Source organism: uncultured Tateyamaria sp., from assembly GCF_947496075.1.
Lineage (GTDB): Bacteria > Pseudomonadota > Alphaproteobacteria > Rhodobacterales > Rhodobacteraceae > Tateyamaria.
The window spans coordinates 96,396-113,944 of record NZ_CANMBJ010000002.1 but is presented as its reverse complement, the minus strand read 5'-3'; the positions used below and the strand labels follow the sequence as shown (position 1 = coordinate 113,944).

Here is a 17,549-nt window from a genome sequence, read left to right as displayed (position 1 = left end):
CCTTACTGGGCCCGACATTGTCACTCTTCTTTATCGTTGCACTCCCCTTCCTGGGCGCGCTTCTCCCCGGACTAATGAATGCTGCTGGCCGCGCGGCCTGCGCAGGCGTGACGTTCACGGTTTCCCTCGCCGCCTTTGTGGGCCTGCTGACGAATCTACCGCAGGTCCTGCGCGGTGAGCTGGTCACGGCGCGCGTGAATTGGATGCCGGAACTGGGCCTGAACTTCACGTTGATGCTGGACGGGCTGGGGTTCTTCTTTGCGCTTCTGATCCTGGGCATCGGCCTGCTGATCATCGCCTATGCGCGACATTACCTAAGCCGCAACGACAATATGGGCGAGTTTTTCACCTATCTGTTGCTGTTCCAGGGCGCGATGGTCGGGATTGTGCTCAGCGACAACATCTTGCTTTTGCTGGTGTTCTGGGAGCTGACGTCGCTGTCTTCCTTCCTGCTGATCGGATATTGGAAGCACCTGCCCGCAGGGCGTCAGGGCGCGCGCATGGCGCTGACGGTGACTGGTATGGGCGGTCTGGCCATGATCGCTGGCATGCTGATCCTTGGCCAAATCGCGGGCAGCTATGACCTGAGCGTCATCCTCCAAAACCGGGAGCTGATCCAGGCCGATCCCCTGTACCTCCCTGCCCTGATCCTGATCCTTCTAGGATGCTTCACCAAATCCGCACAGTTTCCGTTCCACTTCTGGCTGCCGCACGCAATGGCCGCGCCTACGCCCGTCTCGGCCTATCTGCACTCTGCCACGATGGTGAAGGCGGGCATCTTCTTGATGGCGCGCATGTGGCCGGTTCTGTCGGGCACGCCCGAATGGTTTGCTATTGTCACGACCGCAGGGCTTGTGACCATGGTGCTGGGTGCAGTGATCGCGCTGTTCAAGCACGATCTGAAGGCATTGCTCGCCTTCTCAACCGTCAGTCATCTTGGGCTGATCACGATGCTGTTGGGCACGGGCACCGCGTTCGGCGCAATGGCGGCCGTGTTCCACATCCTGAACCACGCCACGTTCAAGGCCGCCCTCTTCATGTCCGCGGGCATCGTGGATCACGAGGCACACACGCGCGACATTCGACGCTTGGGCGGGCTGCGCACACTCATGCCAGTGACTTTCGTCATCGCCACACTCGCGGCGCTCTCGATGGCAGGCATTCCGCTGCTCAACGGGTTCCTGTCGAAAGAGATGATGCTGGAGGAAGCCACCCACACCGTGCTGTTCAACACCCCATGGCTGGTGCCTGTGCTGGCGACGGTCGGCTCGCTCTTCTCCGCCGCATATTGCTTCCGGCTTATTGGCCACACCTTCCTTGGCAAGGTGCGTGACGACTACCCGTCGAAACCGCACGACCCCAACCCGGGCATGTGGTTGCCACCGGCCATTCTCGTTGTGCTGGTCGTCGTGATCGGCGTCGCGCCGTTTTTGGCCGAACCTTTCGTGAAAACCGTGACAGCATCCCTGCTGGGTGAGGCCGCGGAAGTGCCCAAGGCGTATTTCAAGATCTGGCACGGCCTTGTGCCCGCGCTGTTCATGTCGATTGCTGCCGTGGTCGGCGGTCTGATCCTGATGGTCATCTTCAAACCACTGTCCAATGCATGGGAAGCTGCACCACGCCCCGAAGCGAAGGTCATATTCGAAGGCATCATCGAAGCCGCAGCATCGGCGGCGCGCACGTTTACCCACACCCTGCACAATGGCGCTTTCAGCCGGTACGCAATGATTTCCTTCGTTGCGATCGTCGCCATCGGCTACCACGCATGGGTGACCGGCACGATTGGGGATGCGACCCGCGCCGTGCAGGCTGCCGGACCGGTCCCCATCGCGGGCTGGGCTATGCTGGTCGCCGCAACCGGCGCACTGGTCTTCATGCACCGCAATCGGTTCCTGGCCCTCATCTTGATCGGAATTGTCGGGCTGATGGTGTCCGTCGGGTTCGTCTACCTGAGCGCACCGGACCTTGCCATGACCCAGTTCACGGTCGAAGTTGTGACCATCATTCTTCTTTTGCTGGCCCTGAACTTCCTGCCGAAAACGACGCCATCCGAAAGCACCATTCTACGCAGAGCACGCGATACAGGCGTGGCGATTGCTGGTGGGCTTGCCGCCTTTGCACTCGCCTATCACTACATGCTGCGGGACGCGGTCGCGACGCCGATTTCAGAATTCCATCTGGCCAATTCGTACAAGGGCGGCGGCGGCACCAACGTGGTGAACGTGATCCTTGTCGACTTCCGTGGCTTTGACACCTACGGCGAGATCATCGTGCTGGGGATCGCGGCCCTCCTGATCTACGCGCTCACCGAAGCGTTGCTGCGCGGACCCGTGCGTGCGCGCCTTCTGAACCGCATTCCCGATCAGCCACGCGCGGGCGACATGCACCCGATGATGATGGTCGTGCTGACACGCGTCATCATGCCGGTTGTTCTGTTGGTTGGTTTCTACATCTTCCTGCGTGGCCACAACGAACCCGGAGGCGGTTTCATTGCCGGTCTGGTCGTGTCGATCGGGGTTGTCATGCAGTACATGGCCAGTGGTTTCACATGGACCTCGGCCCGATTGAAGTACCCCTATCATGGTGTAATCGGTGCTGGCGTTCTGGTGGCTGGCTTCACGGGCATCGGGTCGTGGTTCGTGACCAAACCCTTCCTGACATCGGACTTCACCTATGTTCGCATTCCGCCCTTCGACAAATTCGAGCTGGCCACAGCCGCCCTGTTCGACGTGGGCGTGTTCTTGGCCGTTGTCGGGGCGGTCATGCTGTCGCTCGAAAGCTTCTCGCGGCTGGCACGGCGTGCAAATGCGGACGAAACCGAACACCCCATGGACATCAATCCAGCAAGGGCCGAAGGATCATCCGATCCAATTGCGCCTGTGAAGGAGGGTGGCTGACATGGAATTGCTTGTTGCCTCCGCCATTGGCGTGATGACCGCCGGTGGTATCTACCTCGTGCTGCGGCTCAGAACCTTTCCGGTGATCCTCGGTATCTCGCTTTTGACCTATGCTGTGAACGTGTTCCTGTTCTCATCCGGGCGGCTGACCATTGGTGCGCCTCCGGTGCTGAGTGATGACGTGACCAGATACACCGACCCACTGCCGCAGGCACTGGTGCTGACCGCTATTGTGATTTCATTCGGGATGACGGCCGTTGCGGTGATGATCGGGCTTGGTGCCTTCCTTGGATCTGACGACGATCATATCGATGATCAGCCAGAGCCGCGCGAAACGGAGGGCCAGCCATGACCCACTGGATCGTTGCCCCCATCATCCTGCCCGCCCTTCTGGCCCCGCTGATCGTGCTGGCCGCCCGCTACCACATTGGCATCCAGCGGGTCTTTTCCGTCGCGGGTGTGGTCGCGCTGATCGGCCTTGCTGCCGGGCTTGCCTGGCAGGTTTCGGACGGGTCCGTCATCTACTATCGCTTGGGCGACTGGGCCGCACCGTTTGGCATTGTCATTGTCGGTGACCGACTTTCCACGCTGATGATACTGCTGACCTCGGTGCTGGCACTTTTTGTACTGCTCTATGCCATCGGATCGGGATGGGATGATCGCGGTCGGCATTTCCACGCGCTGTTCCAGTTCCAGCTCATGGGCATACTGGGTGCCTTCCTGACGGGCGACCTGTTCAACCTGTTCGTTTTCTTCGAGGTCCTGCTGATCGCCTCTTATGGCCTGATGATCCATGCAGGCGGCGATGCGCGCTTGCGGGCCGGCATACAATACGTGCTGTTCAACCTTATCGGCTCGACCCTGTTCCTGTTTGCGCTTGGCGCCATCTATGCCGAAACCGGTACGCTCAACATGGCGGACCTCGCTGAGCGTGTGCGCCTGATCGCGCCGGAAGAGACCGTGGGCATCCGAGTGGCCGCCGTGCTGCTGCTGCTGGTCTTTGCCATCAAGGCAGCTTTGGTCCCGCTGCACTTCTGGCTCCCTTCAAGCTACGCAGAGGCCCCAGCTCCTGTTGCCGCCCTGTTTGCCATCATGACCAAGGTTGGCGCTTACGCCCTCATCCGGGTTTACACGATGATCTTCCCGCCTGACCTTGAGGTCACGGCGGGATTGCATGACGTGTGGCTCTTGCCCGCGGCACTGGTATCGCTGGCTATCGGGATGGTCGGTGTGCTCGCCGCGCGCAAACTCGATCGGCTTGTTGCGTTCTCGGTCATCGGGTCGATGGGGATGGTTATGGTTGCCATCTCTCTGTTCAGTCCAACGGGCATTGCAGCCGCGCTGTACTACATTGTGCATTCCACCTTCGCGGGCGCCGTGTTGTTCATGGTGTCTGACCTTGTTCGAACCGGACGCGGCAATGTCGATCTGACAACCCAAGCGCCCATGATCGGCGCGGTTGTCACGGCCGGCATGTTCTTTGCCGGGGCCATCGCAATGGCGGGCCTGCCGCCCCTATCCGGGTTTCTTGGCAAGCTTCTGGTGCTGGACGCCGCCTTTGACAGTGACTTGATGGTCTGGGTCTGGGCCATCGTGCTCTCGTCCAGCCTAATCAGCATCCTTGGCTTTGCGCGCGCGGGCAGTATCGTGTTCTGGAAAGCGCACAGCGTCGAACAACCCGAAGAACCGGTGCCCGACACCGACCGCCCCGCCACAATGTCATATGTGGCCGTGGGTGGGCTGTTCACGCTGCTGACCCTGCACACCGTGTTTGCAGGGCAAGTGCACGGCTACACAACGACCATCGCCGCGCAACTCTTTGCACCCGACGCGTATATCTCTACCGTACTGGACACACCCGGCAAGCTCAGCAAACCGCAGGAGGGCCATTGATATGGGACGCGCCTTTCGCTGGATCCTCCCGCATCCGTCGCTGACGCTGGTCTTGGCTCTCGTCTGGATACTGCTTCAAAATGAAGTCAGTGCCGGGATGGTCGTCTTCGGCATCATCCTTGGCATCGTCATCCCGCGCATCACTGCGATATGGTGGCCCGGCACGCCCAAGGGGTTCCGGCTGGGCCGGATGATCTCGTATTCTATGTTGGTCATCCGCGACATCATCGTCGCCAATATCGAGGTTGCGTGGATCGTTCTGACCGTTCCGAACGACAAGTTGAAGCCTGCCTGGGTCTCTGTGCCACTGGACCTGAAACAGCCAGAGGCGATCACCGTTCTGGCGGGCACGATCACCCTGACACCCGGCACCGTGTCCGCGGACCTATCGAACGAAGGAAGCTGCCTTTTGGTTCATATCCTGCACACCGACGACCCAGACGCAGTCAGGGACGAAATCAAGGATCGATACGAGCGCCGTTTGAAGGAGATCTTCGCATGACACTCGCAACCAGCTTTTTTGACATCGCGCTTTCGATTGCGCTTGTCGTACTCGCCATCGGTCAGGTGCTTTCGATGGTGCGTCTGGTGATTGGCCCCACGGGCGGCGACCGTGTGCTGGCCCTGGACACGATGGTCATCAACGCGCTCGGCCTTGTTGTGGTGGTTGGTATCCACCAAGGGGTCGGCGTGTATTTCGAAGTGGCCTTGCTCGTTGCCATGCTGGGCTTCGTATCGACGGTGGCGCTGGCCCGTTTCGTTCTGCGGGGGGACATCATCGAATGACATTGGAAGCCCTTGCAATCATTGGCGCAGCCATTTCACTCCTGATCGGGTCGATCTTTGTGCTGGTCGGTGTCATTGGCCTGTTGAAATTCAACGACCCGATGACACGCCTTCATGCGCCTACCAAGGTTGGGACGCTCGGCATCGGTATGTTGCTTTTGGCATCGATCCTGACGGCCGCCGCCTCTGGCGATCCGTCGATGCACGAGTTTCTGATCATGGCCTTTCTGTTTGTAACGGCGCCGGTGTCCGCGCATTTCCTTGCCAAGGTCAGCATCCACACGCGTGAGTGCATGACGCCACCCAAACCAACGGATGACGAGATGTGGTCCACTCTGGATTCGCCTGACCACTCGAACGAAGAGAAGCCGGCAACCAAGTAGACCCACAAACGGTCCAGACCCGCCTGAGCGGCCGCTGCGCAATGCATGTCGCTCAGCGAGCTGTCCGGTAGGCTTGCGACACAACACCATTGGTGAGACCTTCAGCGGACACAAGGGTCAGGTCTCGCGGCTGATGCTCCCCTTCAAACAAACGTTTTCCTTTGCCAACCAGAACCGGAAACGTCCATATCCGGAACTCGTCTATCAGGTCATGTTTGGTGAGCGCCTGAATCAACTGCGCACTGCCGTGCACCTGAATCAGTGGACCGTCCTGCGACTTCAGACGCGCTATCTCGGGGACAACTTCGCCCGTCAAAACCTCGGAATTCTCCCACTCCGTCCCCAAGTGTGAAGACGTTGCGACGAACTTCCGGGCACTGTTCAGCCGTTCATTCGCTCTTGATCGAGGGGCATTCGGCCAGTGACCTGCGAACAGGTCGTAGGTCTTCCGGCCGAATAGGACATCATAAGGCGTCGACATGGCCGTCTCTTCCACATGCGGCATGACCCCTTCCCAATAGGGCGCGGCCCACCCGCCCCGGTCAAAGCCGCCCGAACGATCTTCGTCGGCCATGCTGGGCGCTTGCATCACCCCATCAACCGTCACGAAAGCAAGGATTGCCAGCTCGCGCATATCAGTTGCCCACTTGGGCTTGCGCTTGGGCCAGCGCGGCAAGTTTGTCGAACGCCTGGTTCCAACCACCCGCGCCCGCGGTGCCTTCGGCCACGCCAACATGCACCATCGTCATCTTGGTCTTATCGCCCACTTGGCTCAGCTCGACGATCACTTCGGTGATGTCGGGAAAGCCATCGGGCATACCCATGCTTTGCGGCGGGATGATATTGCCTGCCTCGTCACACATGCTTTCGGTGTAGACAAGGCGGCGCGGCGCGGTGACCTCTTTGTAAACTCCTGTGAACCACATCGACATGGATCTTTCGGGGGTTTCCATCGCCATGCAGACCTTGCGTGTACCACCAACCGTGACGTTCATCTCAGCTGTGGGCACGGACATGCCGTTGGGGCCGTACCACCGCTTGAACAGTTCTGGCACGGTCCACATACGCCATACCAATTCCAATGGGGCATCAAACTCGCGCTCAATGCGCACCCAGTTTTCTGTGTCACTCATGATGATTGATCCTTCATCTCGTCCAGTAGTTTCCCCATCACATCAAAACGGGCTTCCCATATGGGGCGGTAGGTTTCCGTCCAATCCGCGATGTCCTGGATGGGCTTGGGATTGAGCGTGCACGGACGGAACTGTGCGTCCTTCTCACGCTTGATCAACCCGGCATTCTCAAGAACGCGAATGTGCTTTGATACCGCGGGCAGTGACATGTCGAACGGCTCCGCCAAGGCATTCACCGTCGCCTTCCCCTGCGCGAGGCGCGCGAGGATGGCCCGGCGCGTAGGGTGCGCCAAGGCCGAAAATGCCGCGTCTAGTTGGTCGTCCTGGTCCATAGGTTACTATTATTTAACCTATAGGTTAATTAGTCAACTGGTTTAATAACTAATGATATTGGCGACCACGTTCCTATGCCAAGTTGCGATTTCTGAGGTGGGCTGAGGCGTGTCAAAAAGCGAGGTCAGGACCAACAGCACACCGCAGCAACTCAGCGCATTAAGCCGTCCCACATCTTTCTGCAAAGACCTGCCGCAAAGCGCTTTCAAACGCCGCTGTCAGCTCAGGCTTGCTGTCCCGGTTCGGTGCGAAGAAACCAAATTCGATCTCCATACGCGGCTCCCAGTCAATCAGGCGAACCTGCGGCTCCAGTTCGGGGTCCAAGGCGACCGGATCAGCAAATGTAAAACCAAGCCCGCGCTGCACCAATCGATAGGCCGCGGACCCGAGGGAAACCTCATGCGCCACGTCAAGCTGCACGCCTATGGCAGTCAGCTCCTGATCGACGATACGGCGGATAACAGTCGTATCGTCCAGCGCGATGTAGGGAACATCAACAATATCCTGTGGTCGCAAAACGGAACGTTTCGCCAATGGGTGTTCTTTGGAAATGGCGATCTTGAGGGGGGCAGACCCCAGACGGATCGGCTCAGGCCGGTCAATCGGCAGCGGCAGTGCTGAAATCCCGACATCAAATCGGTCATTCATCATCCGGCGCCCCAAATCGCGGCGGCGGTGAATCTCCAGCTTGATCGGTTGATCCTTGATCCGGTTTTCGAGTGCGGCAATGGCCGGCAACACAAGACCGTTGACGATACGGGACTGCGCGATGATGCGGAACGGTTCCGGCGCCCCGGATTGGATCTGGCGTGCAAACTCCGGCAACGCCTCGATCTGGGAAAGGATGCGCAACGCCTCCTGGTAAAATCGTTCCGCTTCCGCCGTGGGCACCAGACGTTTCTTGTCCCGCTTGAACAGCGAGATGTCGAACTCGTCTTCCAGCAGCTGCAAGAGCCGACTGGCTGCGGACTGGCTGAGATGCATGGCTGCGGCAGCCCGTGCAAGCGTGCCTTCCTCCATCACCAGAACAAAGACTTTGAGGCTGCGCAGGTTCATAACTTCGAATTTCTCGATCTATACTTCTGATAATTGCGTTTTTTCTAAAACACCGTGTACGCTATCGTCCAGCCGTGATCGCAAGTGCGTTGCCTAAAACGCCAACGAGTCATGGGAGGACACAATGAAAAGACGCGACTTCATCGGAACCGGCTTGGCCGCATCCACACTGCTGGCGGCAGCACCGGCCCTTGCCGAATGGACACCCCGCCGGCCCATCAATGCCATCCTGCCCTATTCCGCAGGTGGCGGAACCGACGCACTGGCACGGGCGGCGGCAGCATCTGCCGATGGCATTCTTCCTGTGCCACTGGTTATCGTGAACAAGCCGGGGTCGTCCGGTATCACCGGCGCCACCGAAGCAGCAGCTGCACGCCCGGATGGCAACACGGTCATGGTCACCTCGGCGGGCTCTTTCCTGCTGACATCCATGCTGCGGGACACGGATGTGAACCCGTTCGACAGTTTCGACATTATCGCACAGATTGGCAATCTGACCCCCGCTATCATCGTGCCCGCCAACAGCCCGTTTCAATCTGTCCAGGACCTTGTCGATGCAGCTCGCGCCAATCCTGGCAGCCTCAGGTGGGCCCACAATGGGCGCGGCGGGTTCCATCAAGTTGCGGGTCAAAGCTTCCTGAACCGCAATGGGCTTGAGGCGCAGGATGTGCCATTCAAGGGCGGCGGCCCGACCCGCGCAGCCGTGATAGGCGAGCAGGTCGACTTTGCCTTTGTCGGCATCCAGCAGGCCGCGGGTTTCGAAAACGAATTGCGCGTACTGGCGCTGGTCGCGCCGGAACGGGACCCGATCCGGGACGATGTACCAACACTGGCCGAACTTGGCTTTGATTATGTCGCGGTGTCATCGCCCATCGTCTTCTTTGCCCCCAAAGGCACCGCCCCGGATATCGTGTCGGGGATGGAGGCGGTCCTGCAAAAGATCACCGAGACAACGCAGTTTGCCGACCTGATGCGCGAACGCGGCAATGTTCCGGCGTTCCTCAGCGGGGACGAGACCAAGGCCCGCCTGCAGCAAATGCAAATTGACACCCAGCCCGTCATCGACGCGCTGAAGCAACAGGGCTGAGACTGGTGGCCCCAGGGTCTTCTCCTGCCCCTCGGTTGGTCGGCGTGGCGCTGGTCCTGATCGGGATCGGCGCCACAGCAACCTCGATGAGCATTTCGCTTGACCAATATGGCCGCTGGGGTGCGCGGTTCTTTCCGCTGGCGGGATCAATTGCACTGATTCTGTTGGGGCTTGCAGAGCTGCGGAACGCCCCGGGCACACATACGACCGAGCGCAAACACCTCCCGGCCATCGCAGCACTGCTGATGCTGTCAGTTGCCTATGTCTGGGTCATCTCGGGTTTTGGATACCTGATTGCCACCGCTCTGGCAGCGCCCGCCGCGTTGTGGATCTTTGGGATACGTAGCGCGGCGGGCCTTGGTCTTGCGGCCCTCTTGTGCCCCGCTGCGTATCATCTTGTGTTTTTCAAACTGCTCGGGGTTTTCCCTCCGCTGGGTCGCTACTTTGATCTTCTGGATGTCATTGGGGGATATTGATGGATATCTTCCCCGCCCTTCTTACCGTTCTCTCTGATCCTATTCTGATGGGTTGGGTTCTGCTGGCAGCCATCGTCGGAATGATCGTGGGGGCAGTCCCCGGCCTGACCGCATCGGCAGCCATCGCAATGCTGCTGCCATTGACGTTCTATATGGAGCCACTGCCCGCCCTAGCCTTCCTGTATGTCATCGGCAAATCCGGACGCTACGGCGGCTCCATCGCTGCGATCCTGTTCAACACACCCGGCACAGCGGCATCGGCGGCCACACAGCTTGACGGCTATCCGCTGGCGCGACAGGGCAAGGCCAGCAAAGCCATGAAGGTGGCCACGATCTCTTCGGTCATCGGGGATTTCACTGGCGAAATCCTGTTGATCGTCGGCGTTGCATGGATTGCCACCATCGCCCTGAAACTGGGTCCGCCCGAGCTCTTTGCAGTCTATTTCGCGGCCTTCATCGTGATTGGTTCCGTGATCGGAAAATCGGTCACACGCGGGCTGGCCTCAGCCGCCTTGGGTGTGCTGGTCGCGATGATCGGCCTTGATCCCATCAGCTCGACCGAGCGGTTCACCTTTGGCAGTTTCGACCTGACCAACGGGATCGGGCTAGTGCCGCTGATGATTGGCATCTTTGTTCTGGGCGAGGTCTTTGCCCAGATCGAGGAGCGCGGACAAACGACCGAGATGGTGCAGAACGGCAATGACGCCGCGCGCAACACGCTGACCTGGGCTGAATACAAACCGTGCCTGCCGCATGTGGCACGTTCGTCCTTTATCGGGGCCTTCATCGGCATGCTGCCCGGGCTCGGTTCCGCCATCGCCGCCTTTGTCGCCTATGGTGAGGGCAAGCGGCGGGCCAAAAATCCCGAGGCGTGGGGCAAGGGTGCACTGGAAGGTGTGGCAGCGCCCGAGGCCGCGAACAATGCGGTCAGCGGCCCCTCCATGGCCCCGCTCCTGACGCTTGGGATTCCCGGCTCAACGATCGGGGCCATCCTGATCGGTGTGTTCCTGATCCACGGCATCCAGATCGGCCCGACAATGTTCCTGACCAGCCGGGACCTTGTCTATGCGCTGTTTGCCTGCGGCCTGATCGGCATCGTGCTCTATGGGCTGATCGGCTATTTCGGCGCGGCGTTCGTGGGACGGTTCATCACCCGTATCCCGACCAAGGTGCTGTACCCGGTGATCTTTCTGACCTCGTTCGTCGCCGCCTACACCTCGCGCGGCAACCTGTTTGACGTCTATGTCATGGTGGCCGCAGGCTTTGCGGGCTGGGCCATGCGCAAGCTGGACTTCAACCCGGCTGCGTTTGTCATCTCGTTCGTGCTGGCCGGTGGCGCGGAAGAGACATTTCGCCAGGCCCTCCTGCTCTCGGACAACGGCCTGATGATCTTTGTCACACGACCGGTTGCGCTCCTGTTTCTCCTGATCGGGATCACAGCGCTGGTCATGCGCGTGCGCAGCCTGAACCGGCAATCCCGCGCGCCGCATCTGGAAGCCACACAATGACGGCCCCGCTTGATGGCATCCGCGTGATTGACTGGACGCATGTTCTGGCTGGCCCCGCCTGTGCCTACTACCTCGGCCTGCTCGGGGCCGAAGTGATCAAGGTCGAACGCCCCGGTCGCGGGGATGCAATGCGTCATCGCGGCGGCACCGACAAGGCCCGCGCCGCTGCCGGGATGAGCACGGCCTACATGACCCAAAGTGCAGGCAAGCACAGCGTTGCTCTGGACCTGTCTACCAGGATGGGCAGGGACGTGTTCGACCGGCTGCTCCGGTCAGCCGACATTCTGGTCGAAAACCACCGGCCCGACACCCTCGCCCGCCTTGGGCTGTCCGAGGCAGAAACGCGCGCCATCAACCCACGGCTGATCCATTGCGCCATGACCGGCTACGGACGCAGCAACGATATGTCGGGGGCACCGGCATATGACGTGAACATTCAGGCCATCAGCGGATTGATGACCCTGACGGGCACCAAGGACACCGGCCCACTTCGAACGGGCGCACCGATCATCGACTACGCGACTGGCCTGACGGCAGCACTCGCCACGGTATCGGCCCTGATGCGGCGGCAGAACACAGGTGAAGGTGCATTTGTCGATGTCTCCATGCTCGAAACCGCATTCAGCTTGATGAGTTCAACACTCACCGATTTCCAACTGACCGGAACAGAGCCGAAAGCGCGTGGAAACGCGGCGAACAGCAGATCGCCCTCGTCGGGTGTGTTTGACTGCAAGGTCGGGCAGATCAGCCTGGGCGTGAACGAGGATGCACAATTTCACGCACTTGCCCACGCCGTGGACCGGACCGACTGGCTGACAGATCCACGCTTTTCCAATGCGGCAGCACGCGATCAAAACGGTGCGGCCCTTGGGCAGGACATCGCGGACGTGCTGCGAACGCGCTCTGCCGACGATTGGGAACAGCGCCTGATGGCAACCGGTGTTCCATGCGCACGCCTCCGCACGCTGGCCGAAGCACTTGATTTGCCGCCTGCGACACAGCGCAATATGCCAGCGCGCGGGGCCGCGGGGTTTACCGGCTTACCGTTCCTGATGGATGGGATGCACGTACCAGCCGATGCGCTTCCACCACGGACACTTGGCACAGATACGAATTCGATCCTGAACGCGCTGGGGTATTCAGAACAGCAGATCGCCGCGCTGGTCGACGCTGGCGCAATCCACGCGCCGGATCAGCAGAACGCCTGACCGCAGCTCCTGCCCCACACACGGCAAACCCAATCTGCAACGCGCCACCTGACCGCGGGTCGCAGTTTGACCCCGGCGTGTCGTGAAAGCACTGGACAGAACTGTCTAGTATTTCGCACCCTTCTGGCAATCAACAGTGAGTCGACGGGGACGGAACATGAATTCGCAATACCGGGTTGTCGTGATTGGCGGCGGTGTGGTCGGGGCTTCGGTCCTGTATCACCTGGCAAAGATGGGATGGACCGACGTGGCCCTGATCGAACGGTCGGTCCTGACCGCCGGGTCAAGCTGGCACGCCGCAGGCGGCATTCATGCCCTGAACGCCGACCCGAACATGGCTGCGCTCCAAGCCTACACCATCGACTTGCTGTCTGAGATTGAAGAGGAAAGCGGCCAGAATATCGGATTGCACATGACCGGCGGCCTGACGCTGGCAGGCACACCCGAGCGGTGGGAGTGGCTGCAATCGGCCTACCGCGTCTTCCAATCCATCGGCATCGAAGACTGCGAGCTGCTGACGCCACAACAGGCGCAGGAACGCTGCCCGATCATGTCGACCGACGGTGTGCTGGGCGCCATGTGGGCCGATCGCGAAGGCTACGTGGACACCACCGGCACCGTGCACGCCTATGCCACCGCCGCCAAGAAACGGGGCGCATCGGTATTCGAACACACCAAGGTCGAGGCGCTGGAGCAGGTGCATGACGGTTGGATCGTGAAGACCGACAAGGGCGACATCCGTTGCGAACACGTGGTCAACGCGGCGGGCCTCTGGGCAAAGCAGGTGGGCCGCATGGCGGGCGTGGAATTGCCGGTCTCCCCCCTGAAACACCACTATCTGATCACCGACCAGATTCCCGAAGTCGCCGCGCACGACTTTGAGATGCCCATGACCGTGGACCTCGAAGGGTTCACCTATATGCGGCAGGACCAGAAGGGCATCCTGATCGGTATCTACGAGATTGAGCACCAGCACTGGGCCATGGACGGCGCGCCGTGGAACTACGGGATGGAGCTGTTTCAGGAAGACCTCGACCGGATCGAGAATGAGCTGATGCTGGGCTTTGCCCGCTATCCCACAGCCGAGAATGTCGGGATCAAGACCTGGGTGAACGGAGCCTTCACCTTCTCGCCCGATGGCAACCCGCTGGTCGGGCCGGTGCCGGGCAAGCGCGGCTATTGGTCGGCCTGCGCCGTCATGGCCGGCTTCCTGCAGGGCGGCGGCGTCGGCAAATCGCTGGCCGAATGGATGATCGAGGGCGAGCCCGAGGCCGATGTCTACTGCATGGACGTCGCCCGCTACGGTAAGTTCGCCGAGAACAAGCAGTACATCAAGGAAACCACCGGCCAGTTCTATTCCAGGCGGTTCGTGATGTCCTATCCCAACGAACAACTGCCCGCAGGCCGTCCGCTCAAAATGGCCCCAGCCCATGACGCCATGACCGCTGCGGGCTGCCGCTGGGGATCAAGCTGGGATCTGGAAACGCCGCTCTACTTCGCGCCATCCGAGGATTTCGAAGAGAACCTGACACTCAAACGCTCAAACGCGCATCAAATCGTGGCCGCCGAATGCAAAAACGTACGTGAAAATGTCGGCATGGTCGACATCACTGGCTTCTCCCGGTTCGAAGTGACAGGCCTCAATGCCGAGGTCTGGCTGAACAACGTCATGGCCTCTAAACTGCCCGCCCCCGGTCGCGCCAAACTGGCGCCCATGCTGGGCGAAGACGGGCGGCTCAAGGGCGACCTGACCGTCCTCAACTGGGGCACAGACTCGTCTGGACACTGCACGTGGTGGATCATGGGCTCCTACTACCTCCGCGCCTGGCACATGCGCTGGTTCGACGACCACATGATCGACGGCGTACAAATCCGCGATCTGGGCGAGGAGATGTGCGGCTTTGGCCTGACCGGCCCCAACTCCCGCAAGGTGATCGAAAAGCTTTGCCATCAGGACGTCGGCGCGCTCAAGTTCATGGGCTGTGGCGACTTCGATGTCGGCATGATCCGGGCCAAGGTGGCGCGTATGTCCGTCGCGGGTGAGTTGGGATACGAAATCAACTGCCGCTACGGCGACCACATCAAACTGCGCCGGATGCTGCTCGAAGCAGGCGAGGAGTTCGGCCTGCAAGAATACGGCTTCAACGCCATGCTGTCCCTGCGACTGGAAAAATCCTTTGGCATCTGGTCGGCCGAATTCACCCAAGGCTACACGCCCGGCATGACCGGCATGGACCGCTGGATCGACTGGGACAAGGAGTTCGTGGGCAAGGCCGCCGCCGTGGCTGAACGTGACGGAAACGGCCCAGCGCAAAAGCTGGTCACGCTTGAAATCGATGCCGATGATGCGGACGCCAGCGGGTACGAACCCGTATGGAGCGGCGACAGGCGCGTAGGGTTCGTCACCTCGGGCGGCTATGGGCACACGGTACAAAAATCACTCGCAATGGCGCTGGTCGACACTGACGCAGCAGCCGAAGGCACGAACCTGAAGGTCCACGTCGTCGGCGTGGAACGGTCCGCAAAGGTGATCGCCCCCTCCCCCTACGATCCGACAGGCAAGGCGATGCGGGGATGACCGACCTCCCCCGCCGTCGCCGCGGTCGTGGTGCGCCACCACAAAAAGCGCGCACCACCAACTACCGCAACCTGCGCAACCCGTTCCCTCCGATGAACGTGTTCTCGGACGACCGGATCGCGGCAATGCACGAGGCAGCGCTGGATGTGCTGGAACGGCTGGGGATCAAGGTGCTGCTGCCCGAAGCACGGGCGCAGTTCAAAGCAGGCGGCGCACGTGTCGATGACAGCTCCGAAATGGTGCATATCGGGCGCGAGATGGTCGAGACGGCACTCACCACCGCACCCAAATCCTTTCCCCTGATTGCGGGCCATCCCGACCGCAACCTGGTGATGGAACTGGGGTCCATGATCTTCCAGCCCGGCGCAGGCTGTCCCCATGCCACGGATCTGGAACGGGGCCGCCGCCCAGGCACCGAACAGGACTTTCGCGAGCTGATCACGCTGACGCAGCACTATGACGTGCTGCACATGATCCCGCCACTGGTCGAACCGCAGGACGTGCCCATCCACCTGCGCCACTACGCAATGACAAAGGGGCAGATGGAGCTGACCGACAAGCTGCCTTTCATCTATGCGCGCGGCACTGGACAGGTCGAGGAAAGCTTCGAGATGCTGCGCGACTTCCGTGGTCTGTCGGACGCGGACTTCACCGCCAATTCCCATTGCTACACGATCATCAACACCAACTCGCCCCGGCAACTGGACATCCCCATGGCGCTGGGTGTCATGGACTTCGCCCGCCACGGACAGATGGCGATTATCACGCCCTTCACCCTCATGGGGGCCATGGCCCCGATCACGGTGGCAGGTGCCATGACGCTCAGCCACGCGGAGGCTCTTGCCGCCATCACACTCGGCCAATTGGTCAACCCCGGCGCGCCCGTCTGCTACGGCACCTTCACGTCGAACGTCGACATGAAATCCGGGGCGCCAATCTTTGGCACACCCGAACATTTCAAGGCGTCCCTCGCCGCCGGGCAACTGGCCCGACACATCGGCCTGCCATGGCGCTGCGCCTCCGGGTCAGCCGCCAACCTGGGCGACGTGCAGGCCGCCAACGAAACACAATTCGGCACATGGGGTTGCCTGCTTGCCGGTGCCACCGTCACACTGCACGCCGCCGGTTGGCTGGAAGGCGGCTTGACCATTTCCTATGAAAAACTGGTCACCGATGTTGAGGTTTTGCAAATGATGGCAGAGCTGTGCGCAACCACACCCGCTGACGAGGCAGAGATCGCCATGGACGCACTGGAAGAGGTCCAACCCGGCGGCCACTTCTTTGGCGCAGCGCACACGATGGAACGCTACGCGACCGAGTTCTACGAACCCGTCGTGGCCGATTTCGCCAACTTCGGCACGTGGGAAGAACGCGGCAGCGTCGACGCCACAACCCGCGCGACAGATATCTGGAAAGGCATCCTGCGCGACTTCACCCCACCCGCCACCAGCGGCGATCGGATAGAAGCCCTGCACAAGTACATCGCAGACCGGACAGCCGCAGGCGGCTGCGCCCCCACAAGCTGATGTCAGAGCCGCTCCTCCACCGCGACGATCCGGCCAAGGACCCGCTTGTCGGCAATATCAAGGTCACGCGCCAGGACTGGCTGAACGCAGCGCTGTCCGTCCTCAAGCAAGGCGGGGTCGAAGCGGTGAAAGTGGCGGAACTGGCGGGGCAAATGGGCGTGTCACGGTCCAGTTTCTACTGGTACTTCAAAAACCGCACCGACCTGCTGAACGCCCTGCTCGAGCACTGGGAACGCACCAACACGGCCGCCATGGTCGCACAGGCAAACGCGCCCGCCGACACCATCACCGAAGCCTGCTGCAACGTCTTTCGCTGCAACATCAACACCGCGCTCTTCGACAACCGGCTCGACTTTGCCATCCGCGACTGGGCACGGCGCTCCGACCGGGTCAATGCGGTGCTCAAAGCGGGCGACGATGCACGCATCGCCGCGCTGACACACATGTTCCTGCGGTTCGACTACCCCAAACTTGAGGCAAAGGCGCGCGCGCGGGTCATCTATTACATGCAGCTTGGCTACGATGACGCCAACCTTGGCGAAACGCTGGACGAACGGCTGGCAATGGTGCCGGGCTACCTCGTCGCCTACACGGGCCATGCCGCGACAGATGCAGAAATCGAGGCCTTCGCTGCCTACGCCCGCGACGTCACCGGCCACTCCGACCCTGCTTGACCTTTCCTCAA

The 17,549-nt window shown here is 60.8% G+C and carries 17 protein-coding genes; 13 read left to right on the top strand and 4 right to left on the bottom strand.

Annotated elements, in window-relative coordinates; translation table 11 throughout:
• Positions 1–17: 17 nt before the first annotated feature.
• The 6 genes from Q1A51_RS04460 to mnhG are packed head-to-tail and all read left to right on the top strand — an operon-like array spanning position 18 to position 5,959.
• Positions 18–2,897: a monovalent cation/H+ antiporter subunit A gene (locus Q1A51_RS04460; protein ID WP_299599693.1), complete on the top strand. Its 2,880-nt coding sequence runs from the start codon at positions 18–20 to the stop codon at positions 2,895–2,897.
• A gap of 1 nt (position 2,898) precedes the next feature.
• Positions 2,899–3,249 carry a Na+/H+ antiporter subunit C gene (locus Q1A51_RS04455; protein WP_299599426.1) on the top strand — a complete coding sequence of 117 codons (351 nt, stop codon included), beginning with the start codon at positions 2,899–2,901 and terminating at the stop codon, positions 3,247–3,249.
• Positions 3,246–4,790 (top strand): monovalent cation/H+ antiporter subunit D, encoded by a 1,545-nt coding sequence (locus tag Q1A51_RS04450; RefSeq protein ID WP_299599428.1) that lies wholly within the window; start codon positions 3,246–3,248, stop codon positions 4,788–4,790. Before Q1A51_RS04455 ends, Q1A51_RS04450 begins: the two co-directional genes overlap by 4 nt.
• A 1-nt stretch (position 4,791) precedes the next feature.
• Entirely contained in the window at positions 4,792–5,292 is a 501-nt protein-coding gene (locus Q1A51_RS04445; RefSeq protein ID WP_299599430.1) for a Na+/H+ antiporter subunit E, read from the top strand.
• Entirely contained in the window at positions 5,289–5,576 is a 288-nt protein-coding gene (locus Q1A51_RS04440; protein ID WP_299201517.1) for a K+/H+ antiporter subunit F, read from the top strand. Before Q1A51_RS04445 ends, Q1A51_RS04440 begins: the two co-directional genes overlap by 4 nt.
• Positions 5,573–5,959: a monovalent cation/H(+) antiporter subunit G gene (gene mnhG, locus Q1A51_RS04435; protein WP_299201514.1), complete on the top strand. Its 387-nt coding sequence runs from the start codon at positions 5,573–5,575 to the stop codon at positions 5,957–5,959. Before Q1A51_RS04440 ends, mnhG begins: the two co-directional genes overlap by 4 nt.
• Before the next feature lie 52 nt (positions 5,960–6,011).
• On the opposite strand, the gene Q1A51_RS04430 is transcribed toward mnhG, so the two are convergent.
• The 4 genes from Q1A51_RS04430 to Q1A51_RS04415 form a co-directional block, all read right to left on the bottom strand.
• Positions 6,012–6,593, bottom strand: coding sequence for a dihydrofolate reductase family protein (locus tag Q1A51_RS04430; RefSeq protein ID WP_299599432.1), 582 nt, complete (start codon positions 6,591–6,593; stop codon positions 6,012–6,014).
• Position 6,594: 1 nt separating this feature from the next.
• A complete protein-coding gene (locus Q1A51_RS04425) occupies positions 6,595–7,092 on the bottom strand; it encodes an SRPBCC domain-containing protein (RefSeq protein WP_299201508.1) in 498 nt (165 codons plus the stop codon).
• On the bottom strand, positions 7,089–7,424 hold the full coding sequence (locus tag Q1A51_RS04420; RefSeq protein ID WP_299599434.1) for a metalloregulator ArsR/SmtB family transcription factor: 336 nt from the start codon (positions 7,422–7,424) through the stop codon (positions 7,089–7,091). Before Q1A51_RS04420 ends, Q1A51_RS04425 begins: the two co-directional genes overlap by 4 nt.
• A 160-nt stretch (positions 7,425–7,584) precedes the next feature.
• Positions 7,585–8,481, bottom strand: a complete 897-nt coding sequence (locus tag Q1A51_RS04415) for a LysR family transcriptional regulator (protein WP_299599436.1) — start codon at positions 8,479–8,481, stop codon at positions 7,585–7,587.
• Between the two features lie 124 nt (positions 8,482–8,605).
• On the opposite strand from Q1A51_RS04415, the gene Q1A51_RS04410 reads away from it, so the two are divergent.
• The 7 genes from Q1A51_RS04410 to Q1A51_RS04380 all read left to right on the top strand — a co-directional run bounded on the left by Q1A51_RS04410 (position 8,606) and on the right by Q1A51_RS04380 (position 17,538).
• A complete protein-coding gene (locus tag Q1A51_RS04410; RefSeq protein WP_299599438.1) occupies positions 8,606–9,568 on the top strand; it encodes a tripartite tricarboxylate transporter substrate binding protein in 963 nt (320 codons plus the stop codon).
• Between the two features lie 5 nt (positions 9,569–9,573).
• Positions 9,574–10,044 carry a tripartite tricarboxylate transporter TctB family protein gene (locus Q1A51_RS04405; RefSeq protein ID WP_299599440.1) on the top strand — a complete coding sequence of 157 codons (471 nt, stop codon included), beginning with the start codon at positions 9,574–9,576 and terminating at the stop codon, positions 10,042–10,044.
• On the top strand, positions 10,044–11,552 hold the full coding sequence (locus Q1A51_RS04400; RefSeq protein ID WP_299599442.1) for a tripartite tricarboxylate transporter permease: 1,509 nt from the start codon (positions 10,044–10,046) through the stop codon (positions 11,550–11,552). The genes Q1A51_RS04405 and Q1A51_RS04400 overlap by 1 nt, the downstream gene beginning before the upstream one ends.
• Positions 11,549–12,760, top strand: coding sequence for a CoA transferase (locus Q1A51_RS04395; protein WP_299599444.1), 1,212 nt, complete (start codon positions 11,549–11,551; stop codon positions 12,758–12,760). Before Q1A51_RS04400 ends, Q1A51_RS04395 begins: the two co-directional genes overlap by 4 nt.
• 157 nt (positions 12,761–12,917) lie before the next feature.
• Entirely contained in the window at positions 12,918–15,338 is a 2,421-nt protein-coding gene (locus Q1A51_RS04390; protein ID WP_299599446.1) for an FAD-dependent oxidoreductase, read from the top strand.
• Complete coding sequence (locus tag Q1A51_RS04385; RefSeq protein ID WP_299671178.1) at positions 15,335–16,864, top strand: trimethylamine methyltransferase family protein; 1,530 nt, start codon at positions 15,335–15,337, stop codon at positions 16,862–16,864. The genes Q1A51_RS04390 and Q1A51_RS04385 overlap by 4 nt, the downstream gene beginning before the upstream one ends.
• Complete coding sequence (locus Q1A51_RS04380; protein ID WP_299599695.1) at positions 16,861–17,538, top strand: TetR/AcrR family transcriptional regulator; 678 nt, start codon at positions 16,861–16,863, stop codon at positions 17,536–17,538. The genes Q1A51_RS04385 and Q1A51_RS04380 overlap by 4 nt, the downstream gene beginning before the upstream one ends.
• The last annotated feature ends 11 nt before the right edge of the window (positions 17,539–17,549 follow it).